Genomic DNA, 16,988 nt, shown 5'->3' on the forward strand with positions numbered 1-16,988 from the left:
TGTTATAGAGTAGCAGATAATAGATCCATTGGAAAAACAGATTTTTTGAATAGTATCCATTCGAAATTCCGATGGGTAACTATTATTCAGGGGGCACGTATGGAATCACGTCATCTTTTTACCTTTATAGTCGTAGTGGAGACGGGTAGCTTCACACGCGCTGCACAGAAGCTTGATTATGCACAATCCAGTATTACCGCACAGATCCAAGCATTAGAGACTGAAATAGGTCAGCCTTTATTTGATCGGATCAGTAAAAAGATCATCCTAACCGATGCAGGCCGCCGTTTGCTCCCATTCGCTCAAGAGATCTCCAGAATGCACTCTCTAGCGCAAGATGCTCTTCGCTCCGAGAGTGAGCTAACAGGGTCTTTACGCATTGGCGCACCTGAATCCCTGGCTGCTTTTCGTTTACCAGGCATTATCAAGGAGTTTCGCGTGAAATATCCAAAGGTCCAAATTCTTCTGAAGCCTGGGGCCTGCTGGGAGCTAACGGATTTAGTTCGATCCGGTGAATTGGATTTGGCCTTCCTACTGCAACCAGAGACGGAAGATAAAGATCTGAATATAGAAACACTGGTGCATGAACAAATGACCCTGATCGCTCCGCCGGATCATCCCTTATTGAATCTTCCAGTGGTAGAACCGGTTCATCTTAAGGGAGAAACGATATTGCATACGGAAACTGGTTGTAGCTACCGTACTTTATTTGAACATCATTTAAACAGACACGGGGTATTTCCGGACCCTACGTTAGAGTTTTGGAGTATTGAGGCGATCAAGCAATGTGTTATGGTGGGTCTAGGCATCGCTTTTATTCCAATGATTACAGTGAGCAACGAATTAGCGGAAAGGAAGTTAGCTAGGCTGAATTGGAATGATGAATCGCAGCGTGTGGCTACTCAAATTGCCTATCATCATAAGAAATGGAAATCTCCTGTTCTAACAGAGTTTTTAAAAGCTGTACAAAAGCATGCTGAAAAATGGAGCAGCTAAGTTTAATTCTTGTAGCTATTCTATGGTACAATAGATTGTCGAAAACAAGGGAGGCTCGAAGCCATGAATGAGTGGAGTGAAGACTACGAAGAGGGGCTTGAGGCTTTTTTAATCTGGATGAAGGATGCCGGTTACACTCCCTATACGCAGAAATCCTATTTAGTGGATGTAAAACAGTTTTTAGAAAGTCTGAATGGTAAAAAGCTAGAGTCCGTAAAGAAGCTACATGTTATTTCTTTTCTTACGTCAGTGCGTGAACGTGGAGTAAGTGATGCTACCCGTAACCGGAAGCATGCCTCAATTAACTGTTTTTTTAAGGCATTAATTGAGCTGGAATTGCTTCTAACCAATCCTGCAGCTGGGATTAAGAAATCTAAAACTGAGATCAATCGCGAACCGGTCTACTTAGATGAAGGTGATCTGGGGCGATTTTTGTCTTCTATAGATGGGAAATACAAAGGTCGTAATTTAGCAGTCTTTTTACTGATGTCCTATATGGGGCTTCGGGTGGGGGAAGTCCACACGCTTAATTTAAGTGATTATAATGTAGAAAGACATTCCCTTCGAGTGTTCGGTAAGGGACGTAAATGGCGTAATGTACCGATTCCAGAGGATGTGGTACCTTTTCTCGATCTGGCGATTGAAGAACGATTAAATCCTTGGCGCAGTAAAGAGGAAGCTATGTTCATTTCACAGAAAGGACGCAGGCTGTCCATACGTGGCATTCAGCAAATCGCTGCGGACACCTTCGATCGTTTCCAAAGGGATGTGCCTGCTGCACAACGTCGACCCTATTCCAGCCATAAGTTACGACATTCCTTCGCTACTATGCTGCTACGAAAAGGTGCGGATCTGAGGACGGTTCAGGAGCTGCTGGGGCACTCTTCCATTCAGACAACAACGGTTTACACGCATATCACGAGCCGTGAGAAGGAAGAAGCCATGTCGAAATTGCAAGTCCAGATTTGATAGAATTCAAAGTGCAATTCTTTTCGTGAAAAAGGGGCTATCCCCGGCCATGTATCATGACAACAGGGAGAGCCCCATGTATTCATTTGCTTATAGTTCTAGCTTAGCTATCTCAGCTTTAAGCTTCTCGGCAGATTTCTGGAATAGAGCTCGTTCTGTCTCATTTAATGGAAGATCTAGTACTTCTCGTACACCGGACCGATCTACGACGCAGGGGGCGCCAAGGTAGACATCCGAAACTCCGTTATAATTATTCAATAAAGTAGATACGTTCAATACAGAACCTTCATTATGAAGAATGGATACTACAATACGATCTAGTGCTAATGCTATTGCGTAAGAGGTTGAGCCTTTGGCATCAATAATTTCATAAGCGGCATTCTTAGTATCCTGGAATATTTCATCTTGTTCTGCTTCGTCAAAACCGAGATCAATCCCGGCAACATTCGCTAGACTCCAAACAGGAAGTTCCGAGTCTCCATGTTCCCCGATAATCTGACCATGAATACTGCGTGGATCAATTTCTTTGTGGCGTCCAATCAGGTAGCGAAAACGTGCACTATCCAGCACCGTTCCGGAACCGATGACTCTTCTGCGATCAAAACCGCTTATTTTCAAAGTGGCATATGACAAAATATCTACAGGATTAGTAGCAATAAGTAGTATCGCATGTTGATTATATTTGGTGATTTTTTGAACGATATCTTTGAAAATTGAAATGTTTTTGCGGAGAAGATCTATCCGGGTTTCACCCGGTTTTTGTGATGCACCGGCAGTTACAATGATGATATCCGCTTCCCGGCAATCTTCATATGTACCAGCCCATAGCTTCACACCACCAACAAAGGGCATGCCGTGATTCATATCCAATGCTTCTCCAAGGGCTTTCTTTTGATTAACGTCAATAAGTACGAGCTCAGGCATACGTCTCCGTAGAAGTAATGTATAGGCTGTTGTTGTACCAACTGCTCCAGTACCAATGACTACGACACGATTGGGTTTCGGGGGGGCCATGATTCCATCTCCTCAGTAATTAAAATTTTTAGCTTTTAATCTTGTCCATCATAATCGCTAACGATATTGTTTTCAAGCAGGTCTTATTTAATGCATTACCCCATTCTGGGCATACTTAATAGAAATTCTCTAATCAATTTGACAACAAGACTAGACAGGAGAGAATGTAAGAATGGATTTATTTCGCAAAAAACCGCTAATCGCACCTTCAAACTCGGGCGCAACCAAGTTAAACAAAACACTTGGTGCGCTGGATCTAACCATGCTAGGTGTAGGAGCGATTATTGGTACTGGTATTTTTGTAATGACAGGAGTAGCGGCAGCAGAACACGCTGGTCCTGGCCTTGTCATTTCATTCCTGTTAGCCGCGTTTGCCTGCGTGCTGTCAGCCCTTTGTTATTCAGAGTTTGCATCGACCATCCCAGTCTCCGGAAGTGCCTATGCTTATAGTTATGTAGCTTTTGGAGAATTACTCGCTTGGATTTTGGGCTGGGACCTTGTGTTAGAGTATGGCGTTGCAGCAGCTGCAGTAAGCAGTGGATGGTCAGGCTATTTGCAGGGACTTTTAGAGGGCTTTGGTATCCATATTCCTACAGCACTATCCGGGGCGTATAATGCGGAAGCAGGTACCATTATTAATTTACCAGCAGTAATAATCATTTTACTAATTTCCTACTTACTAACTCGGGGAACTAAAGAGACTGCTCGTTTTAATGCGATTATGGTCGTTATCAAAATAGCTGTAGTGCTTTTGTTTATCGTAACTGGATTTTTCTATGTTAAACCAGAGAACTGGACTCCATTTCTACCCTTTGGCTATCAAGGTGTTGTAAACGGTGCGGCAACTGTCTTCTTTGCCTACATAGGTTTTGATGCGTTATCGACTGCTGCAGAAGAAGTAAAGCAGCCACAGCGCGATTTGCCTATAGGGATTATTTCATCCCTTGCTATATGTTCTGTATTGTATATCCTAGTTTCACTTGTATTAACAGGTATTATACCGTATACGGATCTCAATGTTAGTGATCCCGTTTCTTATGCGCTTCGTGTTGTAAATCAAGATATGATAGCGGGTCTAATCTCTGTTGGAGCTATTGCGGGAATGACCACCGTACTGCTCGTAATGCTGTTCGGTCAAACCCGACTGTTATTCGCAATCTCACGTGATGGTCTTTTACCACGAGGATTGTCTAAGATCAATGCTAAAACACAGACACCTATTCGTAGTACGTGGATGGTTGGGATCATTATAGCTGTATTAACGGGCTTTATTCCTTTGGATCGATTGGCTAACTTAACAAGCATTGGAACACTGTTTGCCTTCTTTGTCGTTTCTTTGGGGGTAATTGCCCTGCGGGTTATTCATCCCAATATGAAAAGAGGGTTCAGAGTACCCTGGGTACCCTTCATTCCATTGCTAAGTGCGGCAACATGCGGATATTTGATGTATAATCTAGGAAGTGAGACATGGATTGGGTTTCTGATTTGGACGAGTCTTGGACTTCTGATCTATTTTCTATACGGCTACCGTAATAGTAAGTTAAATCATAAATAAGATTCCAATTGAGAGGAGAGAGGGCATTGACATCTAGAACCGCTGGATTGAAAACTCTAAGAATGTTTATGATGCTATTTTTTTTAGCGTGGATAGTCTCAGCATGTTCTTCACCACCACCGGAGCCTTCTCCACAGCCACAGCCTACAGAAGCACCGGAAGAAGGACAGACGATTACTCTGATTACACCACCAAGTAACGATACTAACAAAGAGAGTGGCCCGAAATATCAGGTTCAAACTCGAATTACGGGTTTTCATCTACTTAGTGAGACAGAGGGCATGGTATGGGGTGTAACAAAAAATGAACTTCGTTTGTACGTTACCCATAATAACGGGGCGACCTGGGCTAATATTTCTCCTGCACCCAATGTGCAGTTCCTGTCCACACCTGTCTATGGAAAAGGCATCTTTTTTACTGACTCTAACCATGGTTGGATTATAAGAAGTGCTTTTGGTACGACAGAGAATATAGTGCTACGAACCACTGATGGAGGGAAAAGCTGGAAAATCTCTTCATTAGGTGATGATAATAATGTATCTTCCGTTTATTTCAATTCACCAACTCAGGGATGGCTAATGACCTCTGCGAACGCTACTCCTAATAAGGAAAGCAAGGCGATTTACTCAACGTCAGATGGTGGGGCCACATGGGAAGAAGTGATGCAGAATGAACAGTATAATCCGAACCTTCCCAATCATTCGATCCCGTTCACAGGTGTAAGTACTGGAATGATCTTCAAGAGTCGTGTAGAAGGATTTGTGACTTTGCAGACCGGTGCCCTTCCTAAGATCTTTATAACTAAGGACGGTGGTCAGAGTTGGAATCCAGGACAGCCTTTTCTGGTAAATGAACAACTGGAAAGCTGTGATAGAGTAATTACTGGCAAACCAGAGTTCTTCGATATTAGTAAGACTAATGGTTGGATGTCTGTGGGCTGCCAAAATGATAAAGATAAGACGATTACTTACCACGGTTACTTTACCGCTAATGGTGGAGATAACTGGAAATTTACACCCTTTGAATTAAAGAGTCCAACCGGAGGGAATCATCAGAGCGCTCCGACGTTTCTGAATTCGCAAGTTGGTTGGGCCATTATTGGTGATACTCTTTACCATACCGCTAACCAAGGGAAAACTTGGCTCCCTCTTAAGGAGAGCAGTGTTCTGCAGTCTAAGCTTGAGGAATATCCTGAGACGATTAAGATGCAGTTTATTTCCACAGAGGTGGGATGGCTTTTACTTGAGAAAAAAGAACAGAAACGCTCGCTCCTCTTGCAAACTACAAATGGTGGGATTAGTTGGCGTGTGATGTAAAGTGAAGTGAAGCTGTTTCAAAAGTAGAGGATAATACTTTTGAAACAGCTTTTTTTGAATAAGAATGAACTTCTAAATCATTATGTTTTTGATTGATTGAATATAAGGAAAAAACTTAATTAAAATTTTCTTTATAGATGTGAAAAAAATCACATGACATTTAAATGATCGTGTGATATATTTAACACATAGAACAAGTTCAAATTTTCACAAACTTAACTTTCGAATAGGAGAGATTACAATGAAAACTTTTGAAACAGATTATATGACAAGAAACCTGCTGCAACTTTGCTACAACTGTGATGACGCTCACCTGTGTGAAACGGAAGAACAATGCAGAGCATGCTGGGCAGACAATGGTATGTTAAATGTTGAGACTGACGAAACGAAGCAATTGCTAGACCTCGTTCATGCTTAATCTGATCACTCAAAATTATGATTAAAGACCACTCGATTTCTTGATTTCTAAGAAAACGAAGTGGTCTTTTTGCATGAAGTCTCACTAATTTAATGCTTTCTGGACTAGAAGAGGCATATACATGTACAGAAGTGCCTGAAGTTAAGTTAAGGGTTGAATTAATGGGTATGAAGGGGGAAAATGTCATGGGAATGGGCCCGGATCTTTCATGGATGTTTGATTTCTCTGGAACAGTGATGCCAATATTTCTCATTGTAATGGTTGGTATTCTTGCAGTATCAGCAGGCAGGGGTTTGCTTCAATGGAGCCGGAACAATAGCTCACCCATGCTAACCATCCCTGCCCGTATCGTCAGCAAGCGGAGTGAAATAAGACAGCAGCAGGTTCAAGAAGATAATGGTTCAAGTCGTACGAGTACAACCTATTACTTAACGTACGAAATGAATGGGGGCAGTCGAATTGAATTTAAAGTAGATGGCCATGAATATGGAATGAGTGCAGAAGGCGATAAAGGCATGCTTACCTATCAAGGAACCAGATATCACGGATTTGAGCGACAACCACAATACTCCACAGCGGAGTAGTCATTAGCTATACATTCATTCTTAAACCATTCTTCTGTTCCATTCAACGGAGCAGAGGGATGGTTTTTATTTGCGGACTATTTAGCAACTAAACGGAATGCAAATGGCTTTAAAATTAGGTTGGAACTGTCACCTCTTGGGCTAATGCACATACAATACACCATGCAGTTAAGAACGAGGTTGTTTACGAAGCAACCCCAAGGAGGAGACAGCGTGGCCGTCATCAAAACGAACTCGGAAGATGTGAAGGTGCTAGCGCGGTTGATGAGAGCGGAAGCTGAGGAAGATGGAGATCTCGGTATGCTTATGGTCGGCAATGTTGGTGTCAACCGGATTCTTGGCAATTGCCTTGATTTTTTGAACATTCGTAATGTGAATGACATGGTCTATCAAAGTCCAGGAGGATTCGAAGCCCCGCAGAAAAGCTACTTCTATCAACGAGCAAGAGAAGCAGACATTCGTCTTGCTAAACGTGCAATTGCAGGTGAAAGAACATGGCCAGCGACCAATGCTTTATGGTTCTTCCGTCCTGTAGGAGATTGCCCTCCAACCTGGTATAACCAACAAAACACAGGCCGCTTTAAAGCTCATTGCTTCTTTACTCCGACTGGAGAAGATTGTCCGTCTGTATTTATTGGTAATTAACAGGGTAACTGTGTAAAAGAGAATTACTCATTATTATGAGTAATTCTCTCAGTAAGCTAGTGCAAAGGTTCTTTTGTGTCCAAAGGGAGCAACTGCTCCGATAAACATTTAGGAGGTTTCATTAAATGATCGTTCAACCATACCGTCCCGTCACTTATACTATTGGTAGTGTTTCTTCTTCAGGTATGCAAATGCCAATGTCTACAGGAATGCAAGGGATGCAAGGAATGCAAGGCATGGGAAGCATGCCGCCACAAGTTAGCAGTGGAAGTCCAATGACACCAGGAGGGGTTGTAGTTCAAAACCCACCTCAACAGTTTGAACAATCGTATATCGAAAATATTTTCAGACTGAATTTAGGCAAAGTAGGTACATTTTATTTTACTTATGAAAATAACAAAGAGTGGAATGCCAAAGTTTACAAGGGTGTGCTGGAAGCTGCGGGCCGTGACCACATTATTATTAGTGACCCAGTAACTGGTCAACGTACTGTATTACTTATGATTTATTTTGATTATGCTACATTTGATGAGCCCCTTACTTACCAGTACCCTGGAGTGATCGGTAATCCTCCAACAACAAGAAACTGTCGCTAATCAAGTCCTTATATTTCTGGATGAACCCCAACACTTAACGGTGAGGGGGTTTTCTTTATACATACTGATATTTTGGAATAATAAGGGGAATAAAGACCCATTTTTTTTCGAAAGGACACGCATGCTTGCGGTTTGCCCCAATATATTAATATAATAAAGTATATATTCAAAAACGTGATTCCAGACTGGAGATGAAACCATTGGGAAATTGATACTGAAAGGAACAACTGGCAAGCTTCTTGCCGATACTCTGAAAAAACGAAGGAGGTGGGCCTATCCATCCGTACGGAGAATGATGGATAGGATTATAAATTGAGCGACCCTTTACCCGGTATATTACACGTAGGTCTTATTATTCTGTTGGTATTATTAAATGGATTTTTTGTTTCAGTCGAATACGCAATGGTGAAAGTACGAAGCGGTAGAATTGATACCCTTATTGAAGAAGGTAGTAAAAAAGCTTTAAAAGCGAGAAGCATCGTACGCAACTTGGAAGGTTATCTATCCGCCTGTCAGCTTGGTATTACATTGGCTTCACTTGCGCTAGGATGGTTGGGGCAACCCGCTATAGCTAACCTTGTTGGGCCCTTATTAGGAAGTATAGGTTTTGGAGTAACCGCTGTTAATGTTGTATCTTTGATTATTGCTCTAATGTTTATCACTATCTTGCATATCGTACTAGGAGAACTTGCACCTAAGACTATTGCAGTTAACAAGGCTGAATCTGTCCTTTTGCTAACATCTGGGCCGATGAATGTGTTTTACAAGATCATGTATCCAGTGATTTGGATCGTAAATGGGCTGGCACGTGGTTTATTACGGATCTTCCGTTTATCCCCTGCTTCAGAGCTGGGAACGGCGCATACGGAAGAAGAAATCCGTATTATCATGCAAGAAAGTAATAAAAGCGGCTTTATTGATAATACCGAAATGGCGCTGGTTGACAATATTTTTGAATTTGTGGACACAATGGCCCGTGAGATCATGATTCCTCGAACAGAAATGATTTGTCTGAATAATCATCTTTCAACGGAAGAGAACCTTGAGATTGCTTTTGATGGAATGAGGACGCGTTATCCAGTCTGTGATGGTGATAAGGATCATATCCTAGGCTTCATTCATATCAAGGACTTAATTAGGGATCGTGAACAAAGCTATAATAAATTGATTCGTCCTATACTAACCGTACCAGAATCTATTCAGATTAGTGCTCTGCTGAAAGTCATGCAGCGCGCAAAGACACAAATCGCCATTCTGATTGATGAGTACGGTGGAACATCAGGAATGGTTACGCTGGAAGATATCATGGAGGAAATTGTAGGAGAAATTCAGGATGAGTTCGATGAAGAACGTCCTGGTGTTGAGAAGCTGGGGGAGGATGAACACTCCATCGACGGCTTGATGCTTATTGAAGAGATCAATGATCTTTTGGGGCTCCATATGGATACTGAGGATTATGATACGATAGGCGGTTGGCTGTATTCTAAATTGGAGGTTAATCCACCTCAAAAAGGACAGTCTGTAGAATTTGATGATCATCTGTTTATTGTGGAAGAAACGGATAATAAGCGGATTTCTCGAATTAAGCTGCTGAAGTTACAGCTATTGACTGAAGAAGCTGGTGCATAACGAACTTATTAGTAATTATTAGGACACAGTGCTATAGCGCTGTGTCTTTTTTACAGCGTTTTTACAGTATTGTTTGCCAAAAAGAGATTAAAAATTATATAATTTTAAATGTATATGATAAAAACTACATTAGTCCACAGAGGACAGAAAGGAACTCTCCTTGAGTAAACCTAATAAAAGTACAAGCGTTCCCCAGCTCAGCAAACAAGAGAAACGGCGGGTAGAACAGGAGCAGCAAAAGCAGAAGACGAGAATTTTAATTATTAGTTCAATAGCTTTAGTAGTCATCATTTTTGTTGGATTGTTTATGTTAGCTTCGAAAGATGCCGCAAAAAATGCCACTTCGGGAGAACCAGTAGCATTCAATTACAGTGAGCTACCTAGAGTCGGTAAAGAGGATGCACCTGTTAAAATTGTTGAATTTGGTGACTTAAAATGTCCAGCGTGTTCCCAATTTGCAACTTCAGTTAAACCGAAAATTGTTCAAGATTTTGTCAACGAGGGAAAAGCAGCGCTCTACTTTGTAAATATGGCTTTCGTTGGTCCAGACTCTGAAACTGCCTCACTTGCTGCATTATCTGTTTACCATCAGAATCATGATGAATTCTGGAAGTTCTATGATGCTGTATATGCTCAGCAAGGTGATGAGAGCGAAGAATGGGCGACTGAAGATTTCTTAGTAAGCCTTGCGGAGAAAGAGAAGTTAGCTATCGATTACGAACTGCTTCGTAAAGATATTAAGGATCGTACGTATGCAGATGAGCTGAATAAGGGTATGCAGTTAGCTAGTGAAGCTGGGGTGACGACTACACCATCCCTTTATATCAATGGAGTAATGACTGCGGATCCATTTAACATTGAAGCGATTTCAACTGAGATTAACGACGCCGCAAAAGCTGTGGAGGCAAAGTGACAAAGTTCCTATCTTTTTGCAAGCGTAACTGCCTGTATCTGGCCTGGTTCGTCTCTTTAGTTGCTGTTGCTGGTAGCTTGTATCTGAGCGAAGTATTGAAATATGAACCTTGTAAGCTTTGCTGGTTCCAGCGAATTTTTATGTATCCTCAGTTATTCCTCTTGGGAATTGCAACCTTTCGAGGGGATAAAAGGATTATCCCATATGTACTTCCACTAAGCTTGATTGGTGGCAGTATCTCGATCTATCATTATGCGGAGCAGAAGATTCCTGCGTTAAGTAAAGTGCTTCCTTGTACAATTGGTGTTCCTTGTAATAAGGATTACTTGAACTTTTTTGGATTCATTACGATTCCTTTCCTAGCATTAATCGCTTTTGTTTTAATTAGCATTTTACTTTGGTACGGACGCAAGGAAGAAGAAGTGATGGAGTTAGATACAGAGGAAAGTTTAGGATTTTGATTTTTTAACTTTAAGTGATCCAAAAAAATGTGAAAAGTGATTAAAAACACGATCCAGAGGGATAATTGAAGAGAATGAAAGAGAGCATCCAATAAGACGCCGTATTTGCGCTTACTGGATGTTTTTTCATTCTTTTTTCATTTTTTTCAACGCTTTACTGTATACACTTTGTAGACTAATATTAGACCTTGTGAGAAGTTGAATATGCGCTGAATTTTCTTAGGAAAAACGGGGGAACCAAACTTGGCATATGTGCCAATGGGGTGAATCGGAATGGGTCGATTAGACTTATACCGTAGGGCTAAACCACAGCCCGAATCCGCCAGCTAACCTCGTAAGCAAAGGTGGGATAATGACCATGCATAGCATGCGGATCATTTCCGTATGCTAATTTTAGTGTCTGCATTTATGAAATCCACCAATGAAAACAGCGCGCGGAAATTCCGTTTCAGCTCCCAAAGAAAGGAACTGTATCCACCATGGTAAGCAAGGTAAAACGACTATTGATCGGGCGTCCGATGAAGTCGAACGAACTCGATCATGAAAAGTTATCCAAGGTTAAAGCACTGGCTGTCCTGTCTTCTGATGCGCTCTCGTCTGTAGCCTACGGAACGGAACAAATTTTGATTGTACTGGTGGCTGCGGGGTTTACTGCCATCTGGTATTCCCTGCCAATTGCATTAGCCGTATTGGGCCTGCTGGCCATCCTGATTTTATCCTATCGGCAGACGATTTACGCTTATCCTCAGGGAGGCGGAGCTTACATCGTTGCCAAGAGTAATCTTGGTGTTCCGACAGGGCTCTTAGCAGGAGGGTCTTTGTTAGTGGATTACATTCTGACCGTAGCTGTTAGTGCGTCGGCAGGGACGGATGCGATCACATCGGCTTTTCCAAGTCTTCATAATCACACCGTTCTTATTGCAGTATCAGTTATTATTTTACTTACTTTGATTAATCTTCGCGGAGTTACAGAATCAGCTTCATTCATCGCAATCCCAGTGTATTTGTTTGTAGTGTCGATTGTAGTGTTGATTATCTCCGGTATTATTAAATATGCAGCAGGTGGCGTACATGCGAATGTCCCTGAAATTGGCTCTGCTGTTTCTAATGTTAGTTTGTTTCTACTATTAAAAGCCTTCAGTTCTGGCTGTTCGGCACTTACGGGTGTAGAGGCTGTATCTAATGCCATTCCAAACTTTAAAGCACCAGCTGAAAAGAACGCAGCCAAGACCTTAATGGTTATGGGGGTTATACTTGGATTTATGTTTACAGGTATCACACTACTGGCGTATTGGTACGGCATAGTGCCTGATGAAAAGGCAACGGTTGTTTCACAGATCGCTGAATCGACCTTTGGCCGCGGAACCTTATATTTTTTCATTCAAGGTATCACAGCAGTAATTTTGTTCTTGGCAGCTAATACAGCTTACTCAGCGTTCCCGCTGCTCGCATTTATGTTTGCAAAAGATAAATATATGCCACATGCTTTTATGGTTCGTGGAGACCGTCTAGGTTTCTCTAATGGTATTATTTTTCTAGGTGTTCTGTCTGCTGTGCTTGTAGCTGCATTCCACGGAAATACAGAAAGCTTGATTCCACTTTATGCGGTTGGTGTATTCATTCCTTTCACATTGTCACAGCTAGGAATGATGGTTCATTGGTTTAAAACAAAACCAGCGGGATGGAAAAAAAGATTTGTTGTAAATACCATCGGTATGCTGACTACATTGACGATTACGCTTATTTTTATCATCACTAAATTCTCAAGCGTATGGATGGCTTTCATTTTCTTACCTGCTGTAATGTTCGTGTTCCACCGGATTCACAAGCACTATTTGAACACTGCAGATCAGCTTCGTATATGCCCGAGTACAGATAAACCTTTGATTAAAGGCAGTACGGTTGTTGTTCCTGTTGCGGGTGTAACACGTGCTGTACTACATTCCATCAGCTATGCCAAGTCTCTAACGGATAATGTTGTAGCCGTGTATGTTGGCTTTGATGAAGAGGACATTCAAAAAATGGAGCAACGGTGGGAGGAATGGAATCCGGGTGTACGCCTGATTGTACTTCGTTCCAGATATCGCAGTATTATTCGTCCGTTAGTGAAATTTATTGATACAGTGGAGTGGAAGACCGCAGCGACGGATCATATCACGATTCTGATTCCACAGTTTATAACTAAGCATTGGTGGCAAGCTGTACTTCATAATCAGACCAGCTTTTTAATCCGTTCGTATCTAATGAATTCAAAAGATGTTGTAGTTGCGACTGTCCCATATCATTTGAATAAATAATGGATCATTAAGGAGAGGCTATATCCGGAACGTTCGGAATATAGCCTTTTTTTGTATTTTTAAGAAGGAAATTATTACAAATCCACAAAATTTAAAATTTATATGTTGACATAGAGAATGAGAATCAATATCATTTAAAAGTGAGACTGAGGTAGTCAACACCTTTGAATAACATAGGATGTACACACTAGGAGGGTATTTAATGTTTTTGTTTAACAGAATAAGATTTGGAAGCATGAAATTAACGATGATCGGATTAATGGTGATGGTGCTATTCTTATCCGCTTGCGGTAATAATAATCCCGGTAACGCTTCAAACGCAGGAACAGACAAAGCGACGGCACCTACTGCTGAAGCTACAGAAGCTCCTGCAGCTGCTAAGACGTTAACGGATGCAATGGGACATGAAGTAACGATTCCAGCTAATCCTGGGCGTGTACTGGGTTCTTATTTGGAGGATGCTTTGGTAACTCTAGGTGTGACTCCAGTAGCGCAATGGTCCGTGACTAATGGTATTCAAGATTATCTGTCCACTGAATTGAAGGATGTTCCTACGATCAGCTACGATCTTCCGCTCGAGGCAGTAACCAGCTTCGCTCCGGATCTTATCCTCATCCCATCGGAGTCATCTGTACAGAATGGTATCTATGACCAACTGAATAAGATTGCACCGACTTATGTGATTGGGGATAAGCTAAATCAAGATTGGCGTAAATCGCTACTCAAGATTGGTGAAATTCTGAACAAGACACCTGAAGCAGAGAAAGCCATTAAAGATTATGAAGACAAGGCGGCTGCAGCGAAAGAAAAGCTTAAAGGAGCTATTGGAGATGAGTCCGTGGCGATTTTATGGTTGGTACAAAAGAACTTCTATATTGTAGACGAAACCCGCAGCAGTGGTGCTGTATTATATACAGACCTTGGTGTAAAGCTGCCTAACTTAGTAACAGAAATTCCTGTTGGTACAAGAGCTACTTGGAATCCAATTTCGCTAGAGAAGCTTTCTGAGCTGACAGCAGATCATATTATCCTTGTAAATAGTGATAAGACTGAGGGTTCGGAGATTCTGGACAGTGCAATTTGGAAAGGAATCCCGGCTGTAAAAGCTGGTAATGTACATGAAATGAGCTCAACAAGCAGTTGGCTATACAGTGGTGCTAACGCTGGTGGCAAAATTATTGACGATGTGTTAAAAAGTTTTGTGAAATAAAGAGTCGTAATTCACCATGATTGAGACTGATCATTTGGGTGAGGAAGGGCGTGCAGATCAAGTATCTTAGGATACTTAGATCTGCACCATTTTTTTATAAACCATTCCTGTATTACTGAAAAATAACTCCTACAATTGTACAACCTAATTTTTTTTGCGATAATGAGAATGATTGTTGTTATCATATAGACCATTGTAACTATCGATTAAGGAGACGACTCATGGTTTCACCCTCAGATTTCGCACATCGTAATAAAAATGCTACACAAAAAGCTCTACATACCCGACCGGCAGCTGCAATGGGTATTCTAGTGTTTGGACTCGCTGCCATTGCTTTTGGACTGGCACTTTCGGTCTCAGTGGGTGCGGCAGATATCAAGCTAGCTACGGTATGGGAAGCAATATTTCATTTCAATCCAGATTTACAAAAACATCAGGTGATAAGAGAACTGCGATTTCCACGCGCGATAGCAGGTGCTTTGGTCGGTGCTTGCTTCGCAGTAGCAGGGGCAATCATGCAGGGGATGACAAGGAACCCTCTTGCGGATTCAGGTCTGTTAGGCTTGAATGCGGGAGCAGGTGTAGCGCTGGCCATAGTTTTTGCTTTTGCACCTTCGATCTCATTCACTTCACTTATGTTGTTTTGTTTTATAGGTGCTGCTATAGCGTCTTTTATCGTATTTGGAATCGGGTCGCTATCTTTTAATGGCCTTACCCCTTTACGTTTGACGCTGGCAGGTTCCGCGGTTAGTGCACTACTGGTTGCTGTTAGTCAGGGCATAGCTATTCTTTTTAACTTATCCCAGGATATAGCCTTCTGGTTAGCTGGCGGAATGGGTGGGGCAAGCTGGACTCAGATCAAGATTATCTTCCCTTGGGTGTTCGTGGCATTAATCGCAGCGATGATGTTATCGCGGTCAGTCACCTTGCTCAGCTTAGGAAGAGAAGTTGCAGTTGGTCTGGGGCAGCGGACAAGATTAGTACAGTTGGCATGTATGATTGTTGTAGTAGTTCTTGCCGGAAGTGCAGTCTCAATGGTTGGCCCGATTGCTTTTGTAGGACTAATTATTCCACATGTAGCACGTTATTTCGTTGGAGTAGATTATCGCTGGATCATTCCTTGCTCGGCAGTTCTTGGAAGCTTATTGATCATCTTTGCGGATATCGCCGCTAGAATGATAAATGCCCCTTATGAGACGCCGCTAGGCGCATTAATTGCCATCATCGGTGTACCTTTCTTTATTTACTTAGCGAGTAAGCGGAAGGGGGAGCTGTAATGCACAGAACAACCCTTTCTCCCAATGACAATGAACGCCGTACACGTGCTATTACAGTGTTATCACTCCTTGCCATATTGATCGTTGTTGTTTTTATTGTCAGTATGAATACAGGATTTATGCGTCTATCCCCACGGGAGGTATTACATACACTGCTGGGTGATGGAACTCATCAGCAAAAGCTTATTTTATTTGATTTCAGATTACCTCGCATCGTAATTTCATTGTTGGTTGGAGCGGGCTTTGCAGTGTCAGGCTGTATTTTACAAAGTCTCGCAAGAAATGCACTTGCTGAACCGGCTACGCTGGGCATAAGTGCGGGTGCTGGTTTTGCGGTAATCATTTTTATCTCGTTTTTTCCGGCTACAACAGCAGCTCCGGTATTTGTCTTGCCGCTCTTAGCGCTTGGAGGGGCTAGCTTAACCGCCGCTTTAATCTATGTTCTTGCTTATAGAAAAGCAGATGGTCTATCTCCAACAAGGTTGATCCTTATCGGGATTGCAGTCGCTGCCGGAATTAACGCTTGCCAGCTGGTGTTGGCACTTCGGCTTGATCCCAATAATTATCAGTTTGTAGCGACTTGGATCGCCGGGAAAATATGGGGTGGCGATTGGAGATTCGTCCTTGCTCTGCTACCTTGGATAGCGATTCTGTTACCGTTCGCCTTCTATAAAGCCCGTATTCTTAATGTATTGAATCTAGGGGACCATACTTCAGTAGGACTTGGAATGCGAGTGGAGAAGGAGCGTATTCTCCTTCTAGTGACAGCAGTTGCGCTTGCCGGCTCCTGCGTTGCTGTAAGTGGAGGAATTGGCTTTGTCGGCCTAATTGCACCACATCTTGCCCGCAAGCTTGTGGGACCCCGTCATCAGGTATTATTGCCCGCTAGTGCGTTGACAGGGGCGCTTCTTATGATTACTGCTGATACTATCGGCAGATGGGTGTTACAGCCTGCAGAAGTTCCAACAGGCATCGTGGTTGCGATCATTGGTGCACCTTACTTTTTATATTTACTCGCCAAATCAAAAGCATAATGCGTACGAAGCGAGTTTTACTATGTAGTTCATTCTAGGAGCATAGCTCCATAAAACTTTTAAGGAGTTGTTAA

General features: G+C 42.2%; 16 protein-coding genes and 1 riboswitch. Of the genes, 15 read left to right on the plus strand and 1 reads right to left on the minus strand.

The genetic code is table 11. The annotated features are described in order from the left end of the window. Positions 1-99: 99 nt before the first annotated feature. Positions 100-996, plus strand: coding sequence for a LysR family transcriptional regulator (locus tag MKX35_RS17625; protein WP_076298857.1), 897 nt, complete (start codon positions 100-102; stop codon positions 994-996). 63 nt (positions 997-1,059) lie between these two features. Then, positions 1,060-1,965, plus strand: a complete 906-nt coding sequence (locus MKX35_RS17630; protein WP_076283590.1) for a tyrosine-type recombinase/integrase — start codon at positions 1,060-1,062, stop codon at positions 1,963-1,965. A 90-nt stretch (positions 1,966-2,055) separates the two neighbouring features. Here the strand turns inward: MKX35_RS17630 and MKX35_RS17635 are convergent, their stop codons facing one another. Further along, positions 2,056-2,979, minus strand: a complete 924-nt coding sequence (locus MKX35_RS17635; RefSeq protein ID WP_042188714.1) for an L-lactate dehydrogenase — start codon at positions 2,977-2,979, stop codon at positions 2,056-2,058. Between the two features lie 172 nt (positions 2,980-3,151). Here MKX35_RS17635 and MKX35_RS17640 point away from each other — a divergent pair, with 172 nt between their 5' ends. The 13 genes from MKX35_RS17640 to MKX35_RS17700 all read left to right on the plus strand — a co-directional run bounded on the left by MKX35_RS17640 (position 3,152) and on the right by MKX35_RS17700 (position 16,914). Further along, entirely contained in the window at positions 3,152-4,534 is a 1,383-nt protein-coding gene (locus MKX35_RS17640; RefSeq protein ID WP_076283591.1) for an amino acid permease, read from the plus strand. 26 nt (positions 4,535-4,560) lie between these two features. Next, positions 4,561-5,850, plus strand: a complete 1,290-nt coding sequence (locus tag MKX35_RS17645) for a WD40/YVTN/BNR-like repeat-containing protein (RefSeq protein WP_081382771.1) — start codon at positions 4,561-4,563, stop codon at positions 5,848-5,850. A gap of 241 nt (positions 5,851-6,091) precedes the next feature. Then, positions 6,092-6,268 (plus strand): hypothetical protein, encoded by a 177-nt coding sequence (locus tag MKX35_RS17650; protein WP_179086660.1) that lies wholly within the window; start codon positions 6,092-6,094, stop codon positions 6,266-6,268. 191 nt (positions 6,269-6,459) lie between these two features. Continuing rightward, positions 6,460-6,852, plus strand: coding sequence for a DUF2500 domain-containing protein (locus MKX35_RS17655; RefSeq protein ID WP_076298855.1), 393 nt, complete (start codon positions 6,460-6,462; stop codon positions 6,850-6,852). A 213-nt stretch (positions 6,853-7,065) separates the two neighbouring features. Further along, positions 7,066-7,497: a cell wall hydrolase gene (locus tag MKX35_RS17660; RefSeq protein WP_042188711.1), complete on the plus strand. Its 432-nt coding sequence runs from the start codon at positions 7,066-7,068 to the stop codon at positions 7,495-7,497. Positions 7,498-7,682: 185 nt separating this feature from the next. Next, positions 7,683-8,093, plus strand: coding sequence for a spore coat protein GerQ (gene gerQ, locus MKX35_RS17665; protein ID WP_371916527.1), 411 nt, complete (start codon positions 7,683-7,685; stop codon positions 8,091-8,093). 312 nt (positions 8,094-8,405) lie between these two features. Continuing rightward, positions 8,406-9,722 carry a hemolysin family protein gene (locus MKX35_RS17670; RefSeq protein ID WP_042188644.1) on the plus strand — a complete coding sequence of 439 codons (1,317 nt, stop codon included), beginning with the start codon at positions 8,406-8,408 and terminating at the stop codon, positions 9,720-9,722. A 160-nt stretch (positions 9,723-9,882) separates the two neighbouring features. After that, the gene (locus MKX35_RS17675) at positions 9,883-10,635 is read left to right on the plus strand and encodes a DsbA family protein (protein ID WP_042188642.1); all 753 of its coding nucleotides are present in this window, start codon (positions 9,883-9,885) and stop codon (positions 10,633-10,635) included. After that, entirely contained in the window at positions 10,632-11,096 is a 465-nt protein-coding gene (locus tag MKX35_RS17680) for a disulfide oxidoreductase (RefSeq protein WP_076298723.1), read from the plus strand. The genes MKX35_RS17675 and MKX35_RS17680 overlap by 4 nt, the downstream gene beginning before the upstream one ends. A gap of 197 nt (positions 11,097-11,293) precedes the next feature. Beyond that, a riboswitch (cyclic di-AMP (ydaO/yuaA leader) is annotated at positions 11,294-11,452 on the plus strand. 123 nt (positions 11,453-11,575) lie between these two features. Further along, a complete protein-coding gene (locus MKX35_RS17685) occupies positions 11,576-13,393 on the plus strand; it encodes an APC family permease (protein WP_076298722.1) in 1,818 nt (605 codons plus the stop codon). Positions 13,394-13,595: 202 nt separating this feature from the next. Further along, positions 13,596-14,603, plus strand: coding sequence for an ABC transporter substrate-binding protein (locus MKX35_RS17690; RefSeq protein WP_076283596.1), 1,008 nt, complete (start codon positions 13,596-13,598; stop codon positions 14,601-14,603). Positions 14,604-14,824: 221 nt separating this feature from the next. Beyond that, entirely contained in the window at positions 14,825-15,880 is a 1,056-nt protein-coding gene (locus MKX35_RS17695; protein WP_076298721.1) for a FecCD family ABC transporter permease, read from the plus strand. Further along, complete coding sequence (locus MKX35_RS17700) at positions 15,880-16,914, plus strand: FecCD family ABC transporter permease (protein WP_076283598.1); 1,035 nt, start codon at positions 15,880-15,882, stop codon at positions 16,912-16,914. Before MKX35_RS17695 ends, MKX35_RS17700 begins: the two co-directional genes overlap by 1 nt. The last annotated feature ends 74 nt before the right edge of the window (positions 16,915-16,988 follow it).

Source organism: Paenibacillus sp. FSL R5-0923 (genome assembly GCF_038009145.1).
In the GTDB taxonomy this organism is placed as follows: domain Bacteria; phylum Bacillota; class Bacilli; order Paenibacillales; family Paenibacillaceae; genus Paenibacillus_AQ.